The 20,298-nt window shown below is 63.7% G+C and carries 19 protein-coding genes; 13 read left to right on the top strand and 6 right to left on the bottom strand.

The features are described 5' to 3' along the window. Positions 1-6: 6 nt before the first annotated feature. From VIG32_09995 to VIG32_09980, 4 genes are read left to right on the top strand one after another with little or no spacing between them, the layout of a single operon-like run. Complete coding sequence (locus VIG32_09995; protein HEY8298341.1) at positions 7-2,001, top strand: glycoside hydrolase family 20 zincin-like fold domain-containing protein; 1,995 nt, start codon at positions 7-9, stop codon at positions 1,999-2,001. After that, entirely contained in the window at positions 1,994-4,000 is a 2,007-nt protein-coding gene (locus tag VIG32_09990; GenBank protein HEY8298340.1) for a hypothetical protein, read from the top strand. The genes VIG32_09995 and VIG32_09990 overlap by 8 nt, the downstream gene beginning before the upstream one ends. Positions 4,001-4,009: 9 nt before the next feature. Continuing rightward, on the top strand, positions 4,010-5,386 hold the full coding sequence (locus VIG32_09985) for a dipeptidase (protein ID HEY8298339.1): 1,377 nt from the start codon (positions 4,010-4,012) through the stop codon (positions 5,384-5,386). A gap of 28 nt (positions 5,387-5,414) precedes the next feature. Further along, positions 5,415-7,544 (top strand): hydantoinase/oxoprolinase family protein, encoded by a 2,130-nt coding sequence (locus VIG32_09980; protein HEY8298338.1) that lies wholly within the window; start codon positions 5,415-5,417, stop codon positions 7,542-7,544. A 2-nt stretch (positions 7,545-7,546) separates the two neighbouring features. Here VIG32_09980 and VIG32_09975 read toward each other — a convergent pair whose 3' ends face one another. The 4 genes from VIG32_09975 to VIG32_09960 form a co-directional block, all read right to left on the bottom strand. Next, positions 7,547-7,978, bottom strand: coding sequence for a type II toxin-antitoxin system VapC family toxin (locus VIG32_09975; protein ID HEY8298337.1), 432 nt, complete (start codon positions 7,976-7,978; stop codon positions 7,547-7,549). Beyond that, positions 7,978-8,259 (bottom strand): type II toxin-antitoxin system Phd/YefM family antitoxin, encoded by a 282-nt coding sequence (locus VIG32_09970; GenBank protein HEY8298336.1) that lies wholly within the window; start codon positions 8,257-8,259, stop codon positions 7,978-7,980. Before VIG32_09970 ends, VIG32_09975 begins: the two co-directional genes overlap by 1 nt. A 106-nt stretch (positions 8,260-8,365) precedes the next feature. Next, positions 8,366-9,892 (bottom strand): amino acid permease, encoded by a 1,527-nt coding sequence (locus VIG32_09965; protein ID HEY8298335.1) that lies wholly within the window; start codon positions 9,890-9,892, stop codon positions 8,366-8,368. Positions 9,893-9,949: 57 nt separating this feature from the next. Next, positions 9,950-10,663, bottom strand: a complete 714-nt coding sequence (locus VIG32_09960) for a class I SAM-dependent methyltransferase (GenBank protein ID HEY8298334.1) — start codon at positions 10,661-10,663, stop codon at positions 9,950-9,952. Positions 10,664-10,726: 63 nt separating this feature from the next. Here VIG32_09960 and VIG32_09955 point away from each other — a divergent pair, with 63 nt between their 5' ends. From VIG32_09955 to VIG32_09915, 9 genes are all read left to right on the top strand, one after another. Beyond that, positions 10,727-12,079: an FAD-dependent oxidoreductase gene (locus tag VIG32_09955; protein ID HEY8298333.1), complete on the top strand. Its 1,353-nt coding sequence runs from the start codon at positions 10,727-10,729 to the stop codon at positions 12,077-12,079. Further along, a complete protein-coding gene (locus VIG32_09950; protein ID HEY8298332.1) occupies positions 12,076-12,378 on the top strand; it encodes a hypothetical protein in 303 nt (100 codons plus the stop codon). The genes VIG32_09955 and VIG32_09950 overlap by 4 nt, the downstream gene beginning before the upstream one ends. Then, positions 12,375-13,301 (top strand): BadF/BadG/BcrA/BcrD ATPase family protein, encoded by a 927-nt coding sequence (locus tag VIG32_09945; protein ID HEY8298331.1) that lies wholly within the window; start codon positions 12,375-12,377, stop codon positions 13,299-13,301. Before VIG32_09950 ends, VIG32_09945 begins: the two co-directional genes overlap by 4 nt. After that, positions 13,298-13,969, top strand: a complete 672-nt coding sequence (locus tag VIG32_09940; GenBank protein ID HEY8298330.1) for an N-acetylmannosamine-6-phosphate 2-epimerase — start codon at positions 13,298-13,300, stop codon at positions 13,967-13,969. The genes VIG32_09945 and VIG32_09940 overlap by 4 nt, the downstream gene beginning before the upstream one ends. A gap of 357 nt (positions 13,970-14,326) precedes the next feature. Next, positions 14,327-15,364, top strand: coding sequence for a cytochrome c oxidase subunit II (gene coxB / locus VIG32_09935; GenBank protein HEY8298329.1), 1,038 nt, complete (start codon positions 14,327-14,329; stop codon positions 15,362-15,364). Between the two features lie 11 nt (positions 15,365-15,375). Next, positions 15,376-17,046 carry a cytochrome c oxidase subunit I gene (ctaD, locus tag VIG32_09930; protein HEY8298328.1) on the top strand — a complete coding sequence of 557 codons (1,671 nt, stop codon included), beginning with the start codon at positions 15,376-15,378 and terminating at the stop codon, positions 17,044-17,046. Positions 17,047-17,068: 22 nt separating this feature from the next. Further along, the gene (locus tag VIG32_09925) at positions 17,069-17,677 is read left to right on the top strand and encodes a heme-copper oxidase subunit III (protein ID HEY8298327.1); all 609 of its coding nucleotides are present in this window, start codon (positions 17,069-17,071) and stop codon (positions 17,675-17,677) included. A gap of 11 nt (positions 17,678-17,688) precedes the next feature. After that, positions 17,689-17,889 carry a hypothetical protein gene (locus VIG32_09920; protein HEY8298326.1) on the top strand — a complete coding sequence of 67 codons (201 nt, stop codon included), beginning with the start codon at positions 17,689-17,691 and terminating at the stop codon, positions 17,887-17,889. A 1-nt stretch (position 17,890) separates the two neighbouring features. Beyond that, positions 17,891-18,076 carry a hypothetical protein gene (locus VIG32_09915; protein ID HEY8298325.1) on the top strand — a complete coding sequence of 62 codons (186 nt, stop codon included), beginning with the start codon at positions 17,891-17,893 and terminating at the stop codon, positions 18,074-18,076. On the opposite strand, the gene VIG32_09910 is transcribed toward VIG32_09915, so the two are convergent. Next, complete coding sequence (locus tag VIG32_09910; protein HEY8298324.1) at positions 18,073-18,645, bottom strand: hypothetical protein; 573 nt, start codon at positions 18,643-18,645, stop codon at positions 18,073-18,075. The genes VIG32_09915 and VIG32_09910 overlap by 4 nt on opposite strands. Beyond that, the gene (locus VIG32_09905) at positions 18,642-20,297 is read right to left on the bottom strand and encodes an acyl-CoA dehydrogenase family protein (protein ID HEY8298323.1); all 1,656 of its coding nucleotides are present in this window, start codon (positions 20,295-20,297) and stop codon (positions 18,642-18,644) included. The genes VIG32_09910 and VIG32_09905 overlap by 4 nt, the downstream gene beginning before the upstream one ends. Position 20,298: the final 1 nt, after the last annotated feature.

The raw sequence follows: 20,298 nt of genomic DNA, 5'->3' as shown, positions 1-20,298 counted from the left end.
AAGCTCATGCAGCGTTTGGCGGTTTTTATCTGCGCGATCGCGACACTCGCGCCGTTCGTCGCGCGCGCGGACGGGAACGCGCTCCACGTGTTGCCGAAACCGGCGTCCGTGCAAACCCAGCGGTGCGCCGCACCGTTTGCATTCACCCGGCCGTTACGCGTTGGCGAACGTTTCGACGCCGCCGCCTTCTCCGAACTCGACCGGCGCTGGCGCGCGCTCGGACTGCCCGGGGCCGTACGCTCCGCGCATCCCGACGTTCGGGTCGATCGCGCGTCGATGGCGCCGCAGGCCTACCGATTGAACGTCGGGTCGAATGGATCGGTGGAGATCGCCGCCGGGGATTCGGCTGGCGCCTTCTACGCGGCCATGACGCTCGCGCAGCTGCCGCAGCGAACGGGTCGCCGCTGGAGTCTGCCGTGCGTGCGGATTACCGACGCGCCGGCGCTGGGCTGGAGAATACTCTCCGACGACGTCTCGCGCGGTCCGCTGCCGACGATGCGCTATTTCGAAGAACGCATTCGCACGATCGCCGATTTTAAGATGAACGGCTACTCGCCGTACATGGAGCACGTCTTTGCGGATCCGAACGAACCGCTGCCGGCACCGCTCGACGGAATTACTCCGGCGCAACTGCGCGAACTTAACGCCTATGCCGCGCGCTATCACGTCGCCTTCATCCCCGAGCAGCAGACGTTCGCGCACATGCACAACACGCTCGACCTCGAAACCTACGCGAGCGCCGGCGAACTGCAGCACGATTTCCTGCTCAGTCCCGCCTCGCCGCTTTCGGCCGAGTATCTCAAGCGGCTGATCGCCGACGAACTCGCGGCCGTGCCGCATCCGCCGTTTTTCCACATCGGCTCCGACGAAACGTCGGAACTTGGCGACGGCCAAACCAAGGCGCTGGTTGCCCAACGCGGCAAGGCCGCGGTCTATGCGGATCACATCAAGGCGATGAACGCGTTGATCGCACCCTCGGGCGCGCGCACGATGCTGTGGGACGACGGGATCGAGAACGATCCGTCGATCATGCCGCTGCTGCCGCGCAACGCGGTGATCGTGAACTGGCACTACGGCGACGAAAAAACCTTCGAGCCGTACATCAAACGCATCGCGAGCGGCGGATTCGATCAGATGGTCGCTCCCGGCGCGAACAACTGGAACGAGATCTACCCCGATATCGCCCGCGCGCTGCGTAACGAATCGACGTTTATCGACGAGGGCAAGGCGGCGCACGTTTTCGGCCTCTTCCAAACCGTTTGGCACGACGACGGCGAGACGCTCTACGAATCGACGTGGTATCCGGTGCTGTACGCCGCCGCGAGCGCGTGGGAGAGCGGATCCGTCGACACGGCACGCTATGAAAGCGATTTCCCGCATGCGTTCTTCGGCAGCGACGACGCGCGTTACGGGCGCGATATCGCCGAACTTGCCGACGCGCAGACGCGCGTGACGGCGAATCCCTACGATAGCTCGGACTACGTGTTCTGGGCCGATCCGTTCGATTCGCGAATCGCGGCGCGCATGGCGAACGTCGACCTGCGCGCGGTGCGGCTCGAGTCGGAGGCCGTGGAGCGCGATCTGCTCGGAGCGCCGCCGCCGCTGCACGCGGCGACCGCTCGAGCGATGTACCTCGCGGCCCGGCGGTACGATCTGCTCGGACGAAAATACCAAGTCGCGCGGGAAGTGCGCGATTACTACGCCGATGCCCAAGCGCAGATCGGGGTGCCCCACGCCCGCACGATTCGCGACCTCTACTGGTGCAAGTATTGGTTCTGGGAGTTGCGCGACGATTACGAGGCGATCGCGCCGCTCTATCGCCAAGCCTGGGATTACGAGAGCCGGACCGGCCACCTTGCGAGCAATCTCGAGCGTTATCACATCGCCGCCGCGCGCGCGATCGACCGCGCGGATCGCATCAATACGATGACTTACGAAGACTACGTGCGTGCGAAGAAATTTCCGGCGCTGGAAGACGTACTTGGGTTGACGCATGGGTAGCGGGCTGCTGATCCTCGCGGTGTTCGCCGTTTTCGCGGCGCTGATGTACGCGCGGGTGACGCCGGCGATCCTCGCGGTGCCGCTGATGGCCGTCGCCATGGCCTTCGTTGCGGGCGTACCGGTCCACGATCTCGGCGGCATCGTCGTCGACGGCGCGGCCAAACTTTCGCCGGTCTACATCGCCGTGATTTTCGGCGCGATGCTCGGGCGGGTCACGCTCGATACGGGCATCGCTAAGACGATCGTGAATTTTGCTGCCGAGTTTGGCGGCGAGCGGCCGATGGCCCTCGCGCTGGTTCTCTGCGCCGTGGTCGCCGTGCTCTTCGTCTCGCTTTCGGGGCTCGGCGCGATCATCATGGTCGGCTCGATCGTGCTGCCGATTATGATGACGACGGGCGTGCCCCGTAAGGTCGCCTCGACGCTCTTTCTCATGTCGTTTGCGTTGGGCTTCATCTTCAATATCGCCAACTGGAAGTTCTACACCAAACTCTTCGGCGTGGGACAACAGCAGCTCTACGGCTTCGCGCTGCTGCTCGCGGCGATCGATGCGATCGCGCTGGTCGTCTATGCGATCGTTGCGTTTCGCACGACGCGCGATTACGCAACGTGGGCCGTGCGCGCCGAGAAGCCCACTCGCTCGCCGGGCGTTCCATGGTGGTCGCTGATCACCCCGGTGCTGCCCATCGCGCTCTACTTCTTTCTCAAGATCGATGCCACGCTCGCGTTTATTCTTTCGGCAATCTACGGCGTACTCACCACGCGTCCGCGCATGAGTATCCCCACCTTGGTGGCCGCGGCGATTCGAGGCGTCGAAGACGTGGCTCCGGCGGTGATGCTTTTCATCGGCATCGGGATGTTGCTGCAGGCGACGACGCAACCGCAATTCTCGGCCGCGCTGCAACCGCTCGTCGCGGCCGGCGCGCTGCACAATCCGATCGTCTTCGTGGTGATCTTTGGCCTGCTCAGTCCGCTCGTACTCTATCGCGGGCCGCTCAATCCGTTCGGCGTAGGCATCGCGATCTTCACGGTTCTGCTCACCGCGCACGTTTTTCCGCCGGTCGTGCTCGTCGCCACCATCATGGCCGTGGTTCAGGTGCAGAACGTCTGCGATCCGACCAACACGGCGAACGTTTGGGTGGCGAACTTTACCGGCACGGCGATCGCCGAGATCACGAAGCGAACGCTTCCGTATCAAGTGGCGGTTGCGACGGTCGCCTGCATCGCAATCGCCGCCGCGACCGGGCCGCTCTTCGGAACGCACGCCTTCGCATCGCTCGCCAGGCCGGCGGCGGCCGCGGAACTGCATCCGGGACTCTTCGCTCCATCGAGCGCGGCGAATCGCATCGCGGTCGGCGACGACGGCAGCGCGTACGCGCGCCGATCCGTCGCGGCCGTGGTCGCCGCACTCAACGGCTGGAACGGCGTGCGGGCGTTTGCCTCGCAGCAAGATCCCAATGCCGGCGATTGTTCGCGCAAAAAGTATGTGGCGTATATCGAGACGACGTCCACGTCGTTTCAAATCAGCGCGGGGACCGACGTGGATATCGGCGTGGTCCTGAGCGATTGCGGCGGCTGGCAGGTGAGCGAATGGCACGATCATGCGGTCTTTGCCGCCGCTCCGAGTGCGCCCGAGACCGACGCGCTCGCTCGAGCGGGGATCGTGCGGATGCAGGCCTGGGCGCAAGCGCACGCCGTCGCCGGAGCGCATCTGCTAAGCGTCGGGCTCGCCTACGATCCGGCGGATCCGCCGTCGTACTATTTCTCGCTGTTTAAGACGGTCGACGGCAACATGCGAACGTTCGTGCGCGGCGGCGGACCGGCGTATACCGCGGGGCTGCGCAGCAACGACGTCGTCGACAAGCTCGACGGCAAGTTCTGGTGGGAGTACGGAACGTATCAGACGCAATTGCGGGCCTACGACGGAAAGCCTCACTCCTTCGAACTCGAACGCGACGGGAAGACCCTCGACGTGCAACTCGGCCAGCCGTTTCAAGGATAGCTCTGGGATATGACGACGATCGATACGAATCTTACGGCCTACTGCGACGCGCACCAAGACGCGTACGTCGACGAACTCAAACGCTGGATAGCGATTCCGTCGATCTCGTCGAACCCCGATCACAAAGCGGACGTCCGGACGTGCTGCGAGCGGTTGGTCGAACGCATGCGCGAGATCGGCCTCGAAGCGCAGGTCTTGGAGACCGACGGCAATCCGCTAGCCTACGGGCAGTGGCTGGGCGCGCCCGGCAAGCCGACGATGCTCGTCTACGGTCACTACGACGTGCAGCCCGTCGACCCGCTGGAACTCTGGACGAGCCCGCCATTTGAAGCGCAGGTTCGCGACGGCAAGATTTTCGGGCGCGGATCGGTCGACGACAAGGGTCAGGTGCTCATGCATTTGGCGGCCATCGAGGCGCACATGAAAACGCGCGGCGCGCTCCCGGTGAATCTCAAAGTGGTGATCGAGGGCGAAGAAGAGATCGGATCGCCGAATTTCGAAGCCGCGCTCGCGCGCTATCGAGAGAAATTCGTCGCCGATATCGCGGTAATATCCGACACGGCGGTGTTCGCCGCCGATGTGCCGTCGCTCACGACCTCGATTCGCGGGCTGGTGCATTGGGAGCTCGCCGTCGAAGGCCCGACGAACGATCTGCACTCCGGATACTACGGCGGCATCGTGCGCAATCCGATCGAAGCGCTGGCCGAGATCATCGCCGCGTTGAAAGACGCCGACGGACGGGTGCTCGTCCCCGGATTCTACGACGGTGTCGCGGATCTGCAGCCGCGCCATCTCGCAGAACTGCGCGGCCTGCCGTTCGACGAAGCGCGCGAAGCAAAGTCGCTCGGCGTCCCCGAACTCTGCGGCGAGCGCGGCCGGCTCGCGCTCGAACGCATGTGGTTTCGGCCGACGCTCGAGTGCAACGGTATTTGGGGCGGTTATCAAGGGCCGGGCAGTAAGACGATCATCCCCAGCTGGGCGAAAGCGAAGATATCCGCGCGCCTGGTCGGAGACCAGGATCCGGCCGTCATAAAAGAGGCTGTCGCGCAGTACGTGCGGCGCGTCGCGCCGCCGGGCGTGCGCGTGAGCGTGGAATCGGCGGGCGACACGCGCGGGGTCGTTACCTCGCGCGATCATCCGGCGGTGGCCGCGGCCGCGCGCGCGATGGAAGCGGGCTTCGGCAAAGCGCCGGTCTTCATCGGGACCGGCGGCACGATCGGTCCGGTCGCGAGTTTCGATCGCATCCTGCGCCTGCCGCAAGTGCTCATCGGCGTCGGACTGCCCGACGATCAAATTCACGCGCCGAACGAGAAGTTCACGCTCGCGCAATTCTTCGGCGGCATCAAAACGCTCGCATACCTCTACGACGAATTGGCCGCGCTGTGAGCGATTGCCGTAGGCGCATTCGCGGGTAATGGCGCGCAAGCTTCGGCTGGGAATCGATGTCGGCGGTACGTTTACCGATGTCGTCGCCATCGACGCGAGCAGCCGCGAATTACTCGCGCGCGTAAAAGTGCCGACCTCACACGACGCGCCCGAAGGCGTCGCGGCGGGCATCGTTTCGGGCATCGAACGGCTCTTGGCCGAACACGCGATCGATCCGAACGACGTTGCGTTCATCGCGCACTCGACGACGCAGGCAACCAATGCGCTGCTCGAGGGTGACGTGGCGAGCGTCGGCGTGATCGGCCTGCTCGACGGGTTTGCGCCGCTCGCGCGGGCGCAGATGCGGTTCGCACCTTTCGATTTAGCGCCCAATGCCCCGTTCGTTCCGCGCTTCGAGTTCGTGCGGGGTCAGCGAACGCGCGAGGCCGTCGATCGGTTGCGCTCGGCCGGGGTCGACGCAATCGCCGTATCGCATGCGTTTGCGGTCGACCGGCCGGAAGAGGAAGCGGCGGTTGTGGACTACGCCCGCGCGCAAGGCTTGTATGCCACGGCCGGCCACGAGGTGAGCTCGATGTACGGATTGCGCGCGCGCACGCGTACGGCCGCACTCAACGCCGCGATCTTGCCGAAAATGGTTCGGACCGCGCAAATGACCGATGCGGCCGTGCAGCGCGCGGCAATCGCCGCTCCGTTGATGATCATGCGCAGCGACGGCGGCGTGATGGACGTGCGGGAAATCGAGCGCCGCCCGATCCTCACGTTGCTCTCCGGACCCGCCGCGGGCGTCGCGGGAGCGCTCCTCTACGAAAATGTGACCGACGGAATTTTTATCGAAGTCGGCGGGACGAGCGCGGACTGTTCGGCGATTCGCTCGGGCATGCCGCAGATGCGGCCGGCGCGCGTGGGCGGACATCGCACCATGCTGCGCACGCTCGACGTGCGCACGCTCGCGATCGCGGGCGGCAGCATGATCCGCATCTCGGCGGACGCGATCGTCGACGTTGGCCCGCGCTCGGCCCATATCGCGGGGTTAAAGTATGCGAGTTTCGTCGCGCCCGAACTCTTCGACGGAGCGCGCGTCGAGACGATTCGGCCGACGCCGCACGATCCGCCCGACTACCTGGCGATCGTCGCGCGCGACGGCACGCGCATCGCGCTCACGCCGACCTGCGCGTCGAACTTCCTCGGGTACGTGCCCGAGAGCGCGTTTTCGCGCGGGAACGGCGAGTCGGTGCGGCGCGGCTTCGAGTTGCTCGCCGAGCTTCTCGGCGGCGATGCGCGCGCGCTCGCGCGCGCGGTGCTCGATCGTGCGACCGATAAAGTGATTGCGGCGATCGACGAGCTGGTCGCCGACTACGCGCTCGACCGGCGCACGCTGGTGGTGGTGGGCGGCGGCGGCGGTGCCGCCGCGCTCGTACCGTACGCCGCCGAACGCAGCCGGCTCGATTTTCGGCTCGCGCGCGACGCCGAGGTGATTTCGCCGATCGGCGTGGCGTTGGCGCTCGTGCGTGAAGTGGTGGAACGAACGATCGTCGATCCGGGGCCGGAGGATATCGTGCGCATTCGCCGGCAAGCGCAGGACGCGGTGATCGCCGCGGGTGCGTCGCCCGAACGCGTCGAGGTTGCCATCGAGATCGATCCGCAGCGCAACCTCGTGCGGGCGACCGCTTCGGGCGCGAGCGAACTCGCCGAGACCGCCGCGCGCGGTGCGAGCGGCCCGCAGGAGCTGCACGCAACGGCCGCGCGAATGTTGCGCGCGCAACTCCACGAGGTACGGCGCATCGGTGGAACGGATGCGCTTGCAATCTACGAGCGCGAAGTGCGCGTACCCGGCCGTTTCGGGCGGATGAAAACGCTGCGCGATCTGCGCGTATTGGACGCCACGGGCGTCGCGCGGTTGGGCTTGCTCGATGCGAGTCTAACGCAGTCGACCGCGGGCGCGGCCCCGGAGTCGCTTGGCGAAGCGATCGAATCGGCCACGGCATTCGGCGATGTCGGGCGCGCGCTGCCCGATCTGTTCGTTCTGCACGGCGCGCGGATTGCCGACTTCAGCGGCCTCGCGAGCGCCGGTCAAGCCATCGCACTCGCGCGCGAAGAACTCGCCGGGCGCGAACCCGACGCGCCGATCGTCATCCTCACGTCGAAGAAATTAGCCTGAGACTATTGGGCGGACCATGGATTGGCGACATCGAGCGCGCCGAATGCGGCGACGTCAAAGTGCCTCACGTTCCGAGTGACGATGGTCAGTCCGTGGGAACAGGCGGTGGCGGCTATCTGAGAATCGGTCGACGGGAGCGTCCTGCCCTTAAGGCGAGCGTCGGCAACCGCCCGACCCCAAATTCGCGCCGACGCGACGTCGAACGAGAGAATGCGCCCTTCGAATTCGTCGATGAGGTTCTGCAGCCACGCCTCTAACGTGCGCCGGCGCTTGGTCGCTCCGAGCAGGCGGATTCCGATCTCCAACTCACCGATGGAAAGAGCGCTCACAAATGCCTCGGCCGCTGAGTGCGTAGACATCCATGATAAAAATCCGGAATTAGGGAGCGGCTTTGTAAGTTCCGACAGCGCCGTAGTGTCGAGAAGAAACGGCACTATGCGCGCTCGTCGTCAAAGATGTCGGATCGCGGATCGTAGCGTTCGTCCGCATGCGAGAGATCCAGTTCGGAATGCATCAGCGGGGAGTGCAACAGGAAAGACACGAGAGATTTCTGCGGGTGAAGCCGCTCATACTCGCCGATCGAGACCACTGCGGCCGCCGCCTTTCCTCGGCGTAAGATTACTTGCGCTTTTCCGGACTCCGCGAGATCCACGAGCTCCGAGAGTTTAGCCTTCGCGTCTTGAAGATTCCAAGCTCGCCGAGGGGTAGTTTTCATATAACTAGTTTAAACTAGTTTGTCCTTGCGAGGCAAGCTTTGTCCCGGAAAAGAACAACGAGTCGCGTACGACGCGGCTCGTTGTTCTTTCCGGGGTTCGGGTAGACTAGTTGACTGGTGGTTGGGCGATCAGCAGTGCGTTGGCCGCTTCGTCTTGCGCCACGGTGCTGTGTTTTCTGCCGTAGGTAAAGTAGAAGATCAAACCGACGACGAGCCAGATGATGAACCACAGCCACACGATCGGGAAGAATCCCCACGCGAGCGGGTTGCCAACCTTTAAGTAGTAGATCAAGCCGAGGGCCGTGATCGCGGAGAGTATCGGAATGATGTACGGCCCGAACGGTACCGTGAACGAGCCCTTGAGATCCGCGTGACGCCTGCGCAGGATCGGTACGGCGATCGAGACGAGGATGAACGCGAAGAGCGTGCCCATGTTGGTGAGCGATCCGACGATATTGATCGGCGTGAAGGCCGCGATCGCGGCGATGCAGATGCCGAAGAAGACCGTCGAAAAGACCGGCGTGCGCCACGTCGGATGCAGCCGCGTAAACGACGGCGGAATCAATTTGTCGCGCGACATCGCGAAGAACACGCGACTCTGTCCGAACATCATGACCAGCAGCACCGTCGTCAGACCCGCAAGCGCGCCCAGCGAGATGATGATGGAAGCGGCCGGTCCCCACGACAGACCCATGTGGAGGACGGCATACGCAACGGGGAACGCGTTGTTGAGCGTGTAGAACGGAACTACGCCGTTGAGCACGAGCACGACGATGATGTACAGAATCGTGCAGATCGCCAAGCTCCCGAGAATGCCGATCGGCAGATCCCGTTTGGGATTCTTGGCTTCTTCGGCGGTGGTCGAGACCGCATCGAAACCGATATACGCGAAGAAGATGAACGCCGCGCCGCCCAGCATGCCGCTCCATCCGAAGGGCAAGAAACCGCCATCGTGAGTGAGCGGTCCGGCCGGGAGGTGGTAGTTAATGATGTTGATGTGCTGCAGTCCGATGACGATGAAAAACGCCACGATGCAGAGTTTGATCGCGACGATGATCGAATTCACCAGTCCGGACTCGCGCGTGCCGCGAGCGAGCAGTGCGGTGATGATCAGGATGATGATCGCCGCCGGAACGTTGGCATAACCCGACGGGCCGGCCTGACCCGCGAGGCCCCAATGCGGTCCGTTCGCCCATTGCGGCGGAATGTTCCAAATATGCGCCTGCGCGAGCAGGTTCGCGAAGTAGCCGGACCAGCCGATGCTGACCGTCGCCGCTCCGAGCGCGTATTCGAGCACGAGATCCCACCCGATCACCCACGCCATGAATTCACCGAGCGTGGCATAGGTGTACGTGTAGGCGCTGCCGGAGATCGGGATCTTGCTCGAGACCTCGGCGTAACAGAGCGCCGCTAGCGCGCTAACGATGCCGGCGACCACGAACGAAAGCGCCAGCGACGGGCCGGCGCGAGTCGCCGAGGCAACACCGGTCAGTACAAAGATGCCGGTTCCGATAATGGCGCCGATGCCCATTGCAGTCAGCGCCCAAGGGCCGAGCGATCGCTTTAGGCCGTGTTCGCTATCTGCGCCCTGGGCCAGTATTCGCGATAGAGGCTTAACTCTTTGTAAAAGCATTAGGGCGGAAAATACACCTTCGGCGGGCGACTCCCTGGTTTTAAAGCCGGAAAAGTCTCAGAGAACCGGTGCGGTGCCAACAAAGAGGCCGCGTCCCGTTAGCCCGATCTCGTCGAAGCTGACGGTCAGACGTGCGTTACGAAATGCATTTGCGTATTGCTCGTGCGTGAAGAGCGTGATGCGGTGCGGTTCGGTGAAGTTGCGGATGCCGTCGCGCGAGGCGACCATATAATGGAAGTGCAGGACGGCCACGTTCCCGTCGCGCCGGCTCACGTTCATGCGGGCGATCTTTAGGCCCGGCTCGTCGACGTAGAGTGCGTTGACGTGGCCGTCGTCCCATTGTTCGGGCGTGAACCACGGTTCGAGCACCACGACCCCGCCGGGCTTGAGGTGTTTGGCGAAGGTCTGCAGCGTCTGTTCGAGGCGCACCAGATTCGGCGCGTAACCGATCGATCCGAAGAGGCAGAGGATCGCGTCGAAGCGCTTGCCGAGATTGAAGCTGATCATGTCCGCGAGGTGCATCGGCAGCCCGGGATTGCGCTCGCTTGCGATCGCGAGCAGATTGCGATCGATGTCGAGCCCTTCGGCGGCGAACCGGTCGCGGAGCGCTTCCAGGTGCTTGCCCGTTCCGCACGCGACGTCGAGGAGCGCGTTGCCGTCGGAGCGTTTGCGATCGGCCACGATCTCCGAGATGCGCTGCGCTTCGGTCGCGTAGTCTTTGCCGAGCGCCTTGTAGAGTGCGTCGTAGTACTTTGCCGATTGGGTGAACATGAGCGCGCAAGCTTTACGTCATACTTTGAAATGGCCTGCCGACCGAGCGTAGAAGCTCCGGCCATGCGCGATTACGACGTGATGGTTATCGGCGGCGGAAATGCCGGTTGTGCGGCGGCGCTCGCAGCGGCGCGGCATGGCGCGCGCACGCTGCTGGTAGAACGGTACGGATTTCTCGGTGGTACCGCGACCGCATCGATGGTCGGACCGTGGATGACCTTTCATTCCGGAAGCAAGCGCATCGTTGGCGGAATCGCGCAAGAGATCGTCGAGCGCTTGCAGCGCATGGGCGGTTCCCCGGGCCACTTGCACGATTCTTCGGATTACGTGCCGACGATCACGCCGTTCGATCCCGAAGTTCATAAGGCGCTGCTCTTCGAACTCATGCGCGAGTCGAACGTGGATCTGCTGTTGCACGCGTATTTTTTGGACGCGATCGCCGGTCGCACGAACGACGGACCGGTCGAGGTGCGCGGCGCTCGTTTCGCGACGGTCGCCGGCGTGCGCGAGTACCACGCTCGGCTGACGATCGACTCCACGGCCGACGCCTACGTTGCGGCGTCGGCGGGCGTCGCGACGCAGCAGGGCGACGCGCGCGGCCGCGTGCAGCCGGCGAGCTTGATGTTTCGTTTGAGTCACGTCGACCTAGCGAAAACCGCAACCTACGTGCGCATGCATCCCGATCAAATGCGCACCTCGTTGAAGGCGCACGAACGCACGGCGCACGCCCTGACGGCGGTGGCGGGACTCTACGAGCTGTGGCAAACGGCACAAAACGAGGGCGACGTTTCGATTCCGCGCGAACTCGTCTCGTTCTTCATCACGCCGTACGAGGACGAGGTCAGCGTCAACATGACGCGCGTCACCAATATCGATCCGCTCGATCCCGACGATCTGACGCGAGCCGAAGTCGAATCGCGGATGCAAGTGATGCAGTTGCTCGAGTTCTTTCGCAAACGCGTGCCGGGATTCGAAAACTGTCGTCTGGCGGCAACGGCGACGCAGATCGGGATTCGCGAATCTCGACGCATCGTCGGCGCCTACACGCTCACGCGCGAAGACGTGTTGGAGGCGCGCCGATTCGACGACGCCGTGGCGCGCAGCGCCTATCCGATCGATATTCACAATCCCGCCGGCAGCGGCACGACCACGCACCGTCTGCCGGCCGGCGAGAGTTACGAGATTCCCTACCGCTGCATGGTACCGGCGAGCGTCGAACGATTGCTCGTTGCCGGGCGCTGCATCTCCACCACGCACGAAGCGCTCGCATCGACGCGGCTCACGCCGACGGTCATGACGCTCGGCCAGGCGGCCGGAACCGCCGCCGCGCTAGCGAATCAACGTGCGGTGTCTCTGCGAAACCTCGATCCGCGGCTCCTGCGCGAAACGCTCGTCGCCGACGGGGTCATGCTGTGAACCGCGCAATGCGGCTCGTGCGCGAGTACGGCGTCGCCGTCGAGTTCGCCGACCTGGGGGATTGGAGCGCCGACGCGCTGCGATCGGAGTACGATCCCGCCGGTCCGACGATCCGCTTAAATACGCGCGTCATCGAAGCGCTGGCGGTCGAGCAGATCGGGGAGTTCGTGACGCTCGCGCTCGCGCACGAGATCTATCACCATCGCGAACGTCTCGGCGAGATCGAACGATTGCCGCGGCGCGCGGATCGCGAAAGCGCCGCCGCCGATTTTGCGGGCCGCATGCTCGCCGCATCGTGACCCTCTTCGCCGGAATCGACGGTGGTCAAAGCTCCACGATTGCCGTCGTCGCCGACGAGACCGGACGCGTGCTCGCGCGCGGCCGCGCCGGTGCCGCCGATGAAGTCGCGCAGGGAGCGGAATCCACCCGCCTGCACGACGCGCTCGCGCGCGCGCTCGCCAATGCCTGCGCCGCCGCGAAGATCGATTCGCAGACGCGCTTTCGGGCAATCGTTGCGGGCGTGAGCGGTTACGAAGGCAAGGTCTACGGCAAATGGCCGGAACTTGGGGCGGAACAATTGACGCTGATGCACGACGCGCCGATCGCGCATAGCGGCGCGTTTGCCGGCGGCCCGGGTATCGTGGTTATCGCCGGCACCGGGTCCGTGGCGTACGGCGTCGATTCGAGCGACGCGTGCGTAACCGTCGGCGGATGGGGATACCTTTTTGGCGACGAGGGGAGCGCGTTCTGGCTCGCTCGCGAAACGCTCGCCGATGCGATGTGCGAATCCGATGCGGAGGTCGAAAACGATCTCGTCGCGCCCGCGCTCGCATATTTCGAGATGCCGTCGCTGCGCGCGCTCGCGCGCGCGTTCTATGCTGGCTCGATCGCACGCGCGAAACTAGCGGGTTTCGCCGTCGAGATCGTCCGCTCGGCGGAGAACGGCAGCCAACGCGCCGCCCAAGCCTGCCGCGAAGCGGCCGGCGCGCTCGCAACGCTCGCCGCGAACGCGGCGTCGCGCCTCGCGCTCCAATCGCCGCACGTTGCCTTCATCGGCGGTCTGACGAGCGGTGCGACGATGCGCGAAGCGATCGCCCGGGCGGTGACCGAACGCCTGCCCGACGCGCAAGTGGTCCAACCGCAATACGATCCGGCGATCGGCGCCCTGTTGCTCGCGTACAAGAGCGCCGGACTCGACGTGCGCGTGGTGGAGGAAGCGTGAGCCTGCTCGATCGTTTGCGCGGCGGTCTCATCGTCTCGGTCCAGGCCTGGCCAAACTCGCCGATCGACGATCCCTACGTCTTAGCGGCACTGGCGGCCGCGGCCGAAAAAAACGGTGCCGTCGCCGTGCGAATCCAGGGCGCAGCAAATCTCGCCGCCGTGCGCGAGCGGGTCGCGGTCCCAATCCTCGGGCTCGTCAAGCGCGACTACGAGGGATTCGAGCCCTACATCACGCCGACGCTGCGCGAAGTGCGCGAGATTCTCGAAACCGGCGCCGAGATCGTCGCCTTCGACGCAACCGCGCGCCCGCGCCCGGCCGGTGCGACCGTCGCCGGTATCATCGGCGCGATCCACGCCGCCGGCGCTCTCGCGATGGCGGATTGCGCGACCGAGCCCGACGGCGTCGCCGCCGTCGCGATGGGAGCCGACGTCATCGCCACCACCCTCTGTGGCTATACAAAGGAAACGCAAGGCCATTCCCTCCCCGCCCTCGACCTCGTCCACGCTTTCGCCGAACTCGACATCTTCACGATCTGCGAAGGCGGCATCCACACCCCTGCCGACGCCCAATCCGCCCAAATCGCCGGCGCCGACGCCATAGTCGTAGGCACCGCCATAACCAACACCGACTGGCTAACCCAAACCTTCGCCACCGCCCTAAAAAAATAACAAAAAACGACAAAAGCCCGCCGCAAAAATCGCACCGGCTTGCGTGGGGACGGGTACGGCACGGCGGGCGTGCGAGGGAGGAGCGAAGCCAGGATGGCGAGAGCGACGACGAGCCGAGCAGCTTTTTCGCACGATGCGAAAAAGCGGGCGTCCCGCCGTGTCGTGCCCGTCCCCGCGCAAGCAGCCAGCCGATCTCCCAGGGCCTTTTGTCGTGGCAAGGCAAGGACGCTTTTTCCTATAGTCGTAATAGACTCTTCGAGATGTCATGCTCAAGTTTGTTGGGGTATTTGCACGTTGGCTGTAGAGAATAGAGATCCGGCGGTCCATCTCGACCGGGGTTTTTGGCTAGCAACGTTGGTGATCGCGGTCCTTTCGGTGCTCAGCATTCTGTATTGGTGGCTGATGGCTCCAATCACGAGCTGGCTGCCCGAGGCCGTCGATAAAGCGCAGCAGATCGATTCGCTCTCGCGCTTCCTGCTCGCATCGGGCACGGCGCTCTTCATCATCGTCGTCGGCTACCTGCTCTATTTCTCGTTCGCCTTCCGCCGTCGCAAGACCGACGCGCCCGACGCGATCGGCGTACAGATCCACGACAATCACAAGCTCGAACTCTGGTGGACGCTGATTCCGACGATCTTCGTCGTGATCATGGCGGTCTTCAGCATCAAGATTTGGGCCGGCATCCAGCTCGGCGACAACAACGGCATGGTCGTCGAAGCGCTCGGGCACCAGTGGTTCTACTCGTTTCGCTATCCCGACGTGCATGGCGAGATCACCAACGAGATGCATCTGCCGCTCGGCGTTCCGGTCACGCTGCACGTCAGTTCGTACGACGTGATCCACTCGTTCTGGGTGCCGGATATGCGCCTGAAGGCCGATATGGTTCCGGGCATCATCAATACGCTGCGCTTCACGCCGACCCGTCCGGGCCGCTATCAGATCATCTGTACGGAGTTTTGCGGAACGCTGCACGGCGAGATGAACAAGCAATACGTGGTCATCGATACCCCGCAAGCCTACAAGAAATGGTATCAAGGCTGGCAGCAAAAGAACGCGCACGCATCCGATGCGATTCCGACGCAGTCGAGCGGAGCGATCAGCCTTGCGGGCGGCGACGTTAACGCCGGCAAGATGCTCTTCACGCAGAAATGCTCGGCGTGTCACGCGATCGCCCCGTTCGCCCACAAGGTCGTTGGGCCGGGCCTCAAGGGCGTTTTGAACGATCCCGCCCACCCGAATCTCGTCGACGGAGCCGCGGCGACGCCGGCGAACGTCGCGAAGATTTTGCAGCAGGGCTATAAGGGCGACATGGGCCAGATGCCCAACCAAACCGCGAACGGACTGACCGACAAAGATATCGCCAATCTCGTCGCGTTCCTGAAATCCACGAAGTAACTGGAGCAAGCATGGCAGTAGCAGCGGTACACGCAGGCGGCATAGCCGACCACATTCATCCCGAGCCGCAAGGGTTCGTGCGGAAGTATTTGTTTTCGATCGATCATAAGATCATCGGCATTCAATACCTCATCACGGCCGGCGTCTTTCTGGTTCTCGGCGGTCTGCTCGCAGAGTTGATTCGCGTGCAATTGATGAACGCGAACGGCGGCTTTATGACGCCGGATACCTACAACGAGGTCTACTCGGTACACGGCTCGACGATGGTCTGGCTCGTGATCATTCCGATGTTGACCGGCGGCTTCGGGAACTTCGTCTTTCCGCTGCAGATCGGCGCGCGCGACGTCGCGTTTCCCTGGCTGAATATGTTGAGCTTCTGGCTCTTCCCGCCGGCCGGCCTGATGCTCTACGGCTCGTTCCTGATGGGCGCGCCGGCGGCCGGCTGGACCGAGTATCCGCCGATGTCGCTGCAAGGTCAGGCGGGTACCTCGATGTGGTGCGCCGCGATCTTTTTGGTCGGCGTCAGCTCCACGCTTACCGGTATCAACTTCTTGGTGACGCTGCTCAAGATGCGCGCGCCCGGCATGACGTATACGCGCATGCCGTTGTTCTGCTGGGCACAGTTCGTGACCGCCCCGCTGCTGATGATCGCGACGACGGCGCTTGGCGCCGCACTCGCCGCACTCTTTATCGAGCGCCAATTCGGCGTGCCGTTCTTCGACCCGACCAAGGGCGGCAGTCCGCTGCTCTGGCAGCACATGTTTTGGTTCTACTCGCATCCGGCCGTCTATATCATGATTCTGCCGGTCTTCGGAATCGTCTCCGAAGTCTTCCCGACCTTCGCGCGCAAGCCGATCTTCGGATATAAAATGATCGCCTTCTCGTCGTGTTCGATCGCGATTCTGGGCTTTATGGTCTGGGCGCATCACATGTTCACCTCGGGCATGGCGCCGTTCTTGCAATTGCCGTTTATGGTGCTCACGATGCTGATCGCCATTCCGACCGGCATCAAGATCTTCTCGTGGGTCGCTACGCTCTGGGGCGGCAAGATCCACTTCTCGACCGCAATGCTCTTCGCGATCGGGTTCATCGCGACGTTCACGCTCGGCGGCATCACCGGCGTCTTCTTAGCGGCGGTTCCTTTCGACTTGCACGCGCACGGCACGTACTTCATCGTCGCGCATCTCCACTACGTACTCGTCGGCGGCAGCTTGATGGGCATCTTCTCCGGAATCTACTTCTGGTATCCGAAGATGACCGGCCGCCTGATGAGCGAGAAGCTCGGCAAGTGGTCGTTCTGGCTGTTTTTCATCGGCTTCAACGGCACGTTCTTACCGATGCACAACATGGGACTGCTCGGCATGCCGCGTCGCGTCGCCGAATACGACCCGCAGTTCCAGACGCTCAACCGGATCGCATCGTCGTTTTCGTTCGTGATGACCATCGCAATTCTACTCACCATCATCAACGTGCTCTACAGCATCAAGAAGGGCAAACGAGCGGGGCACAATCCGTGGAACGCGCGGACGCTCGAGTGGCAGATTCCGTCGCCGCCTCACTATTACAACTTCAAACACATCCCGTCGGTGTTCGCCAATCCGTACGACTTCAACGAACCGCTGCCATATCGCGGCCTCGAAGAAGAACTCACCGACTCTCCGGCGCCGATGGGGGCTCACTAGCGTGGCGGTAGCATCTTCGCTCTTGTCGACTCCGCTCACGCACGGGCACGACGAGGCCGATCAACTCTACATCGAGACTCGCGAACTGCGCGTGCAGGGTTTCCTGCTCTTCATGGTCAGCGATCTCGTGCTCTTCTCGTCGTTCATTTTCGCGTATCTCTATCTGCGCAATTCGGGCCAAGGCTGGCCGCCTGCGGGGGGACCGCACGTCGACATCTGGCTCGCGGCCATGAACTCGGTCGTGCTCTTCGGTTCGGGCGCCACGATGCACTTTGCGCTCGAAAACTGGAAGCATCGCAACTTCATCAAATTTGCGAACTGGATGATGGCGACCATCGTTCTGGGCTGCCTGTTCTTGGGCGGTCAGGGCGTGGAGTACGTGAGTCTGTACACGAAGGATCACGCATCGTGGGCCGGCAGCGGAATTTTCGGTGCGTCGTTCTTCACGCTCACCGGCATGCACGGCTTCCACGTGTTCGTCGGCGTGATCTATCTCATCACGCTGCTGCTGCAGGCGACCGCGGGTAAATACACCTTCTCGCGCTATACGGGCCTGACGCTCGGTACGCTCTACTGGCATTTCGTCGACGTCATCTGGGTCGTACTCTTCTCGATCTTCTATCTGCTGTAAGGCGAGGCACCATGGATCATACAATCATCGTCGAACGCACGATCGCCATCGTCTTCGGCATCGTCGTGCTCGTTACGGCACTCGTCGCGCTCAAGAACGATTGGAAGACGCCCGGCCTCGAGAATCACGTCTTCAAAGTGATGCTGGGATTGCTCGCGCTCGGAGGCCTGCTCGGCACGCTCGCCGGCATCGGCATCATTGGAAAGGCATAGCATGTACGACATGACGGACGAGCGCGGCGTTCCGACGAGCCGCGGCATCCCGACGGCGGTTCGCATCGCGATCCTCATCGGCTGCATCATCATCTTTGCCGTTGGCGGCGACGTGATCTTCAACGCCAGCTACGGGCACCAGTGGCCCGCTAACAAAACGCTCCGCGTTCCGCTCTCCGGCGGCTAGCGACGGGGCGCGATTCCGATCGCGAGCAGCGGGATCTCCTCGTCGGGCAACACGCCGGTCGAACGGCCGTCGATTTTGTGGATGCCGCCGAAGGTCGAGAATTCCGCCATCGCCGGGACGACGAGTTCGGGCAGCGGTTTCTTACCGAAACATTCCCACTCGCACGCGACGCCTCGATCTTCGAACAACACCGCGACGTAGCCGGTCGATTCTTCCTCGGATTCGACGTCGGGCGCGCGGTAGCGCACGTAGCCGTCGACGATGAAGATCGGTTTGAACGTGTGGACGTACGCGCGCACCGGGGCGAAAAGCACCGCGAAAAGATAGCCCGCGAACAGGAGCGCTACGAACGCGAAGCACGGCGCTAGCACGACGAGATCGTGCTGGGACGAATGGTTCGCGCGCCACACGATACCCCAGGTCAACAGCGAGAAGAAGAGCGTACCGAGCAGCGGCTCGATCGCAATCGCGAAGCGCCCCGTCAGGCCGCGCCACACCTTGCGGCGCTCGTCGTCGGTCCACGAGCGACGCGCGAGATGCCGCTCCGTCTCCATCCACTTGAATTTCATCGCGCTTCTAGTATCTCACAGGTTGATGCGCGTGCGACGATCTCGCGATGCGCCGCGCTCGGCGCCAAGGTACCGAACGCATGGCCCCAGTTGCCGGCAATGCGCGAATCGATGAAGGCGTCGCTCACCGCCGCCGGAGCGAACTGAACGAGCAGCGCGGCTTGCCAGAGCAACGCGAGCGTTTCTACGAATGCGCGCGCCGACCGCTGCCCGTCCGCACCCCGCGCGCGCGAGAGAACGCGTAGCCGGTCCAGCGCCGCCTGCAGACGTTTTTCGTGCAGCGCCGGCGCGATCTCGGCGCCGAACGCTTCGAACGTCTCGGGCGCTTTCTCGACGATGCGCAGCACGTCGAGCGCGTTGATGTTTCCCGAGCCTTCCCAGATTGAGTTGAGCGGTGCCTCGCGGTAGAGGCGCGGCATTCCGGAGTCTTCGACGTACCCGTTGCCGCCGAGCGACTCCAGCGCTTCGGCTACGTGCGCGGGCGTTCGCTTGCATATCCAATATTTGCCGACCGCCGTGCCCAGGCGGCGCAGCAGCGCTTCCGCCGGATCGTGCTCCGCGCGGTCGGTGGCGCGGGCGAGCCGCACGAGCAGGGCCGTGGCGGCTTCGGATTCCAGGGCGAGATCGGCGAGCACGTTCTGCATTGCCGGCTGCTCGACGAGCGGTCTGCCGAACGCGGAACGATACGTGGCGTGGTGGATCGCGCGCACGGTCGCGCCGCGCATGAGCGCTGCCGAGCCGTTGATGCAATCCAACCGCGTACAGTTCACCATTTCGACGATCGTGGAGATACCGCGTCCTTCTTTGCCGACGCGCAGCGCCCACGCGCCGTCGAATTCGACCTCGCTCGATGCGTTGGAGCGATTGCCGAGCTTGTCTTTGAGGCGTTGGACGAACATGCGGTTGCGCGTTGCGTCGGGAAGCACGCGCGGCAGCAAGAAGCACGTCAAGCCCGCATCGGCCTGCGCCAGCACGAAGAACGCGTCGCACATCGGGGCCGAACAGAACCACTTGTGTCCGGTAAGCAGGTAGGCCTCGCCCATCGACGTGTGCTCGGCAAACGTCGCGCGCGTCGTGTTGGCACGCACGTCGGAACCGCCTTGCTTCTCCGTCATCGCCATGCCCGTAAGCGCGCTGCGCTTTTCGGCGATCGGCACGAGTCGAGGATCGTACTCGCGCGCCGTCAGTCGCGGTTCCCATACTCGCGCGACCTCGGGCTGCAGGCGCAGCGCGGGAACGGCGGCGTACGTCATCGAGATCGGGCAGCCGTGGCCGGCTTCAACTTGCGCCCAAAGAAAAAACTTCGCCGCCCGCGTAACGTGCGCGTTCGCAGCCGGGTCGGCCCACGGTGCCGCGTGCAGGCCGAAGCGCGTTGCTACCTCGAGCAGTCGATACCAACTCGGATGGAAGCGCACTTCGTCGATGCGATGACCGTAGCGGTCGTGCGTTTGCAGTTCCGGTGGATTCGCGTTGGCCTGCTCGCCCCATGCGATACATTCGGGCGAGCCGGCGAGCGTTCCGATACGCTCGACCTCGGCGTCGGGCGCGCTGCCGCTTTCGCGTTCGATCGCCTCGCACAACGCACGGTCCGAGCGAAGTGCGTCGTAGGGCTCGAGCGGCGGGGGCTGGTTGAGGACCTCGTGGGTGTCCATC

Source organism: Candidatus Baltobacteraceae bacterium (assembly GCA_036559195.1).
In the GTDB taxonomy this organism is placed as follows: Bacteria; Vulcanimicrobiota; Vulcanimicrobiia; order Vulcanimicrobiales; family Vulcanimicrobiaceae; genus JALYTZ01.
Note: the sequence above shows the minus strand (reverse complement) of the source record. Positions and strands in the feature narration are given on the sequence as shown.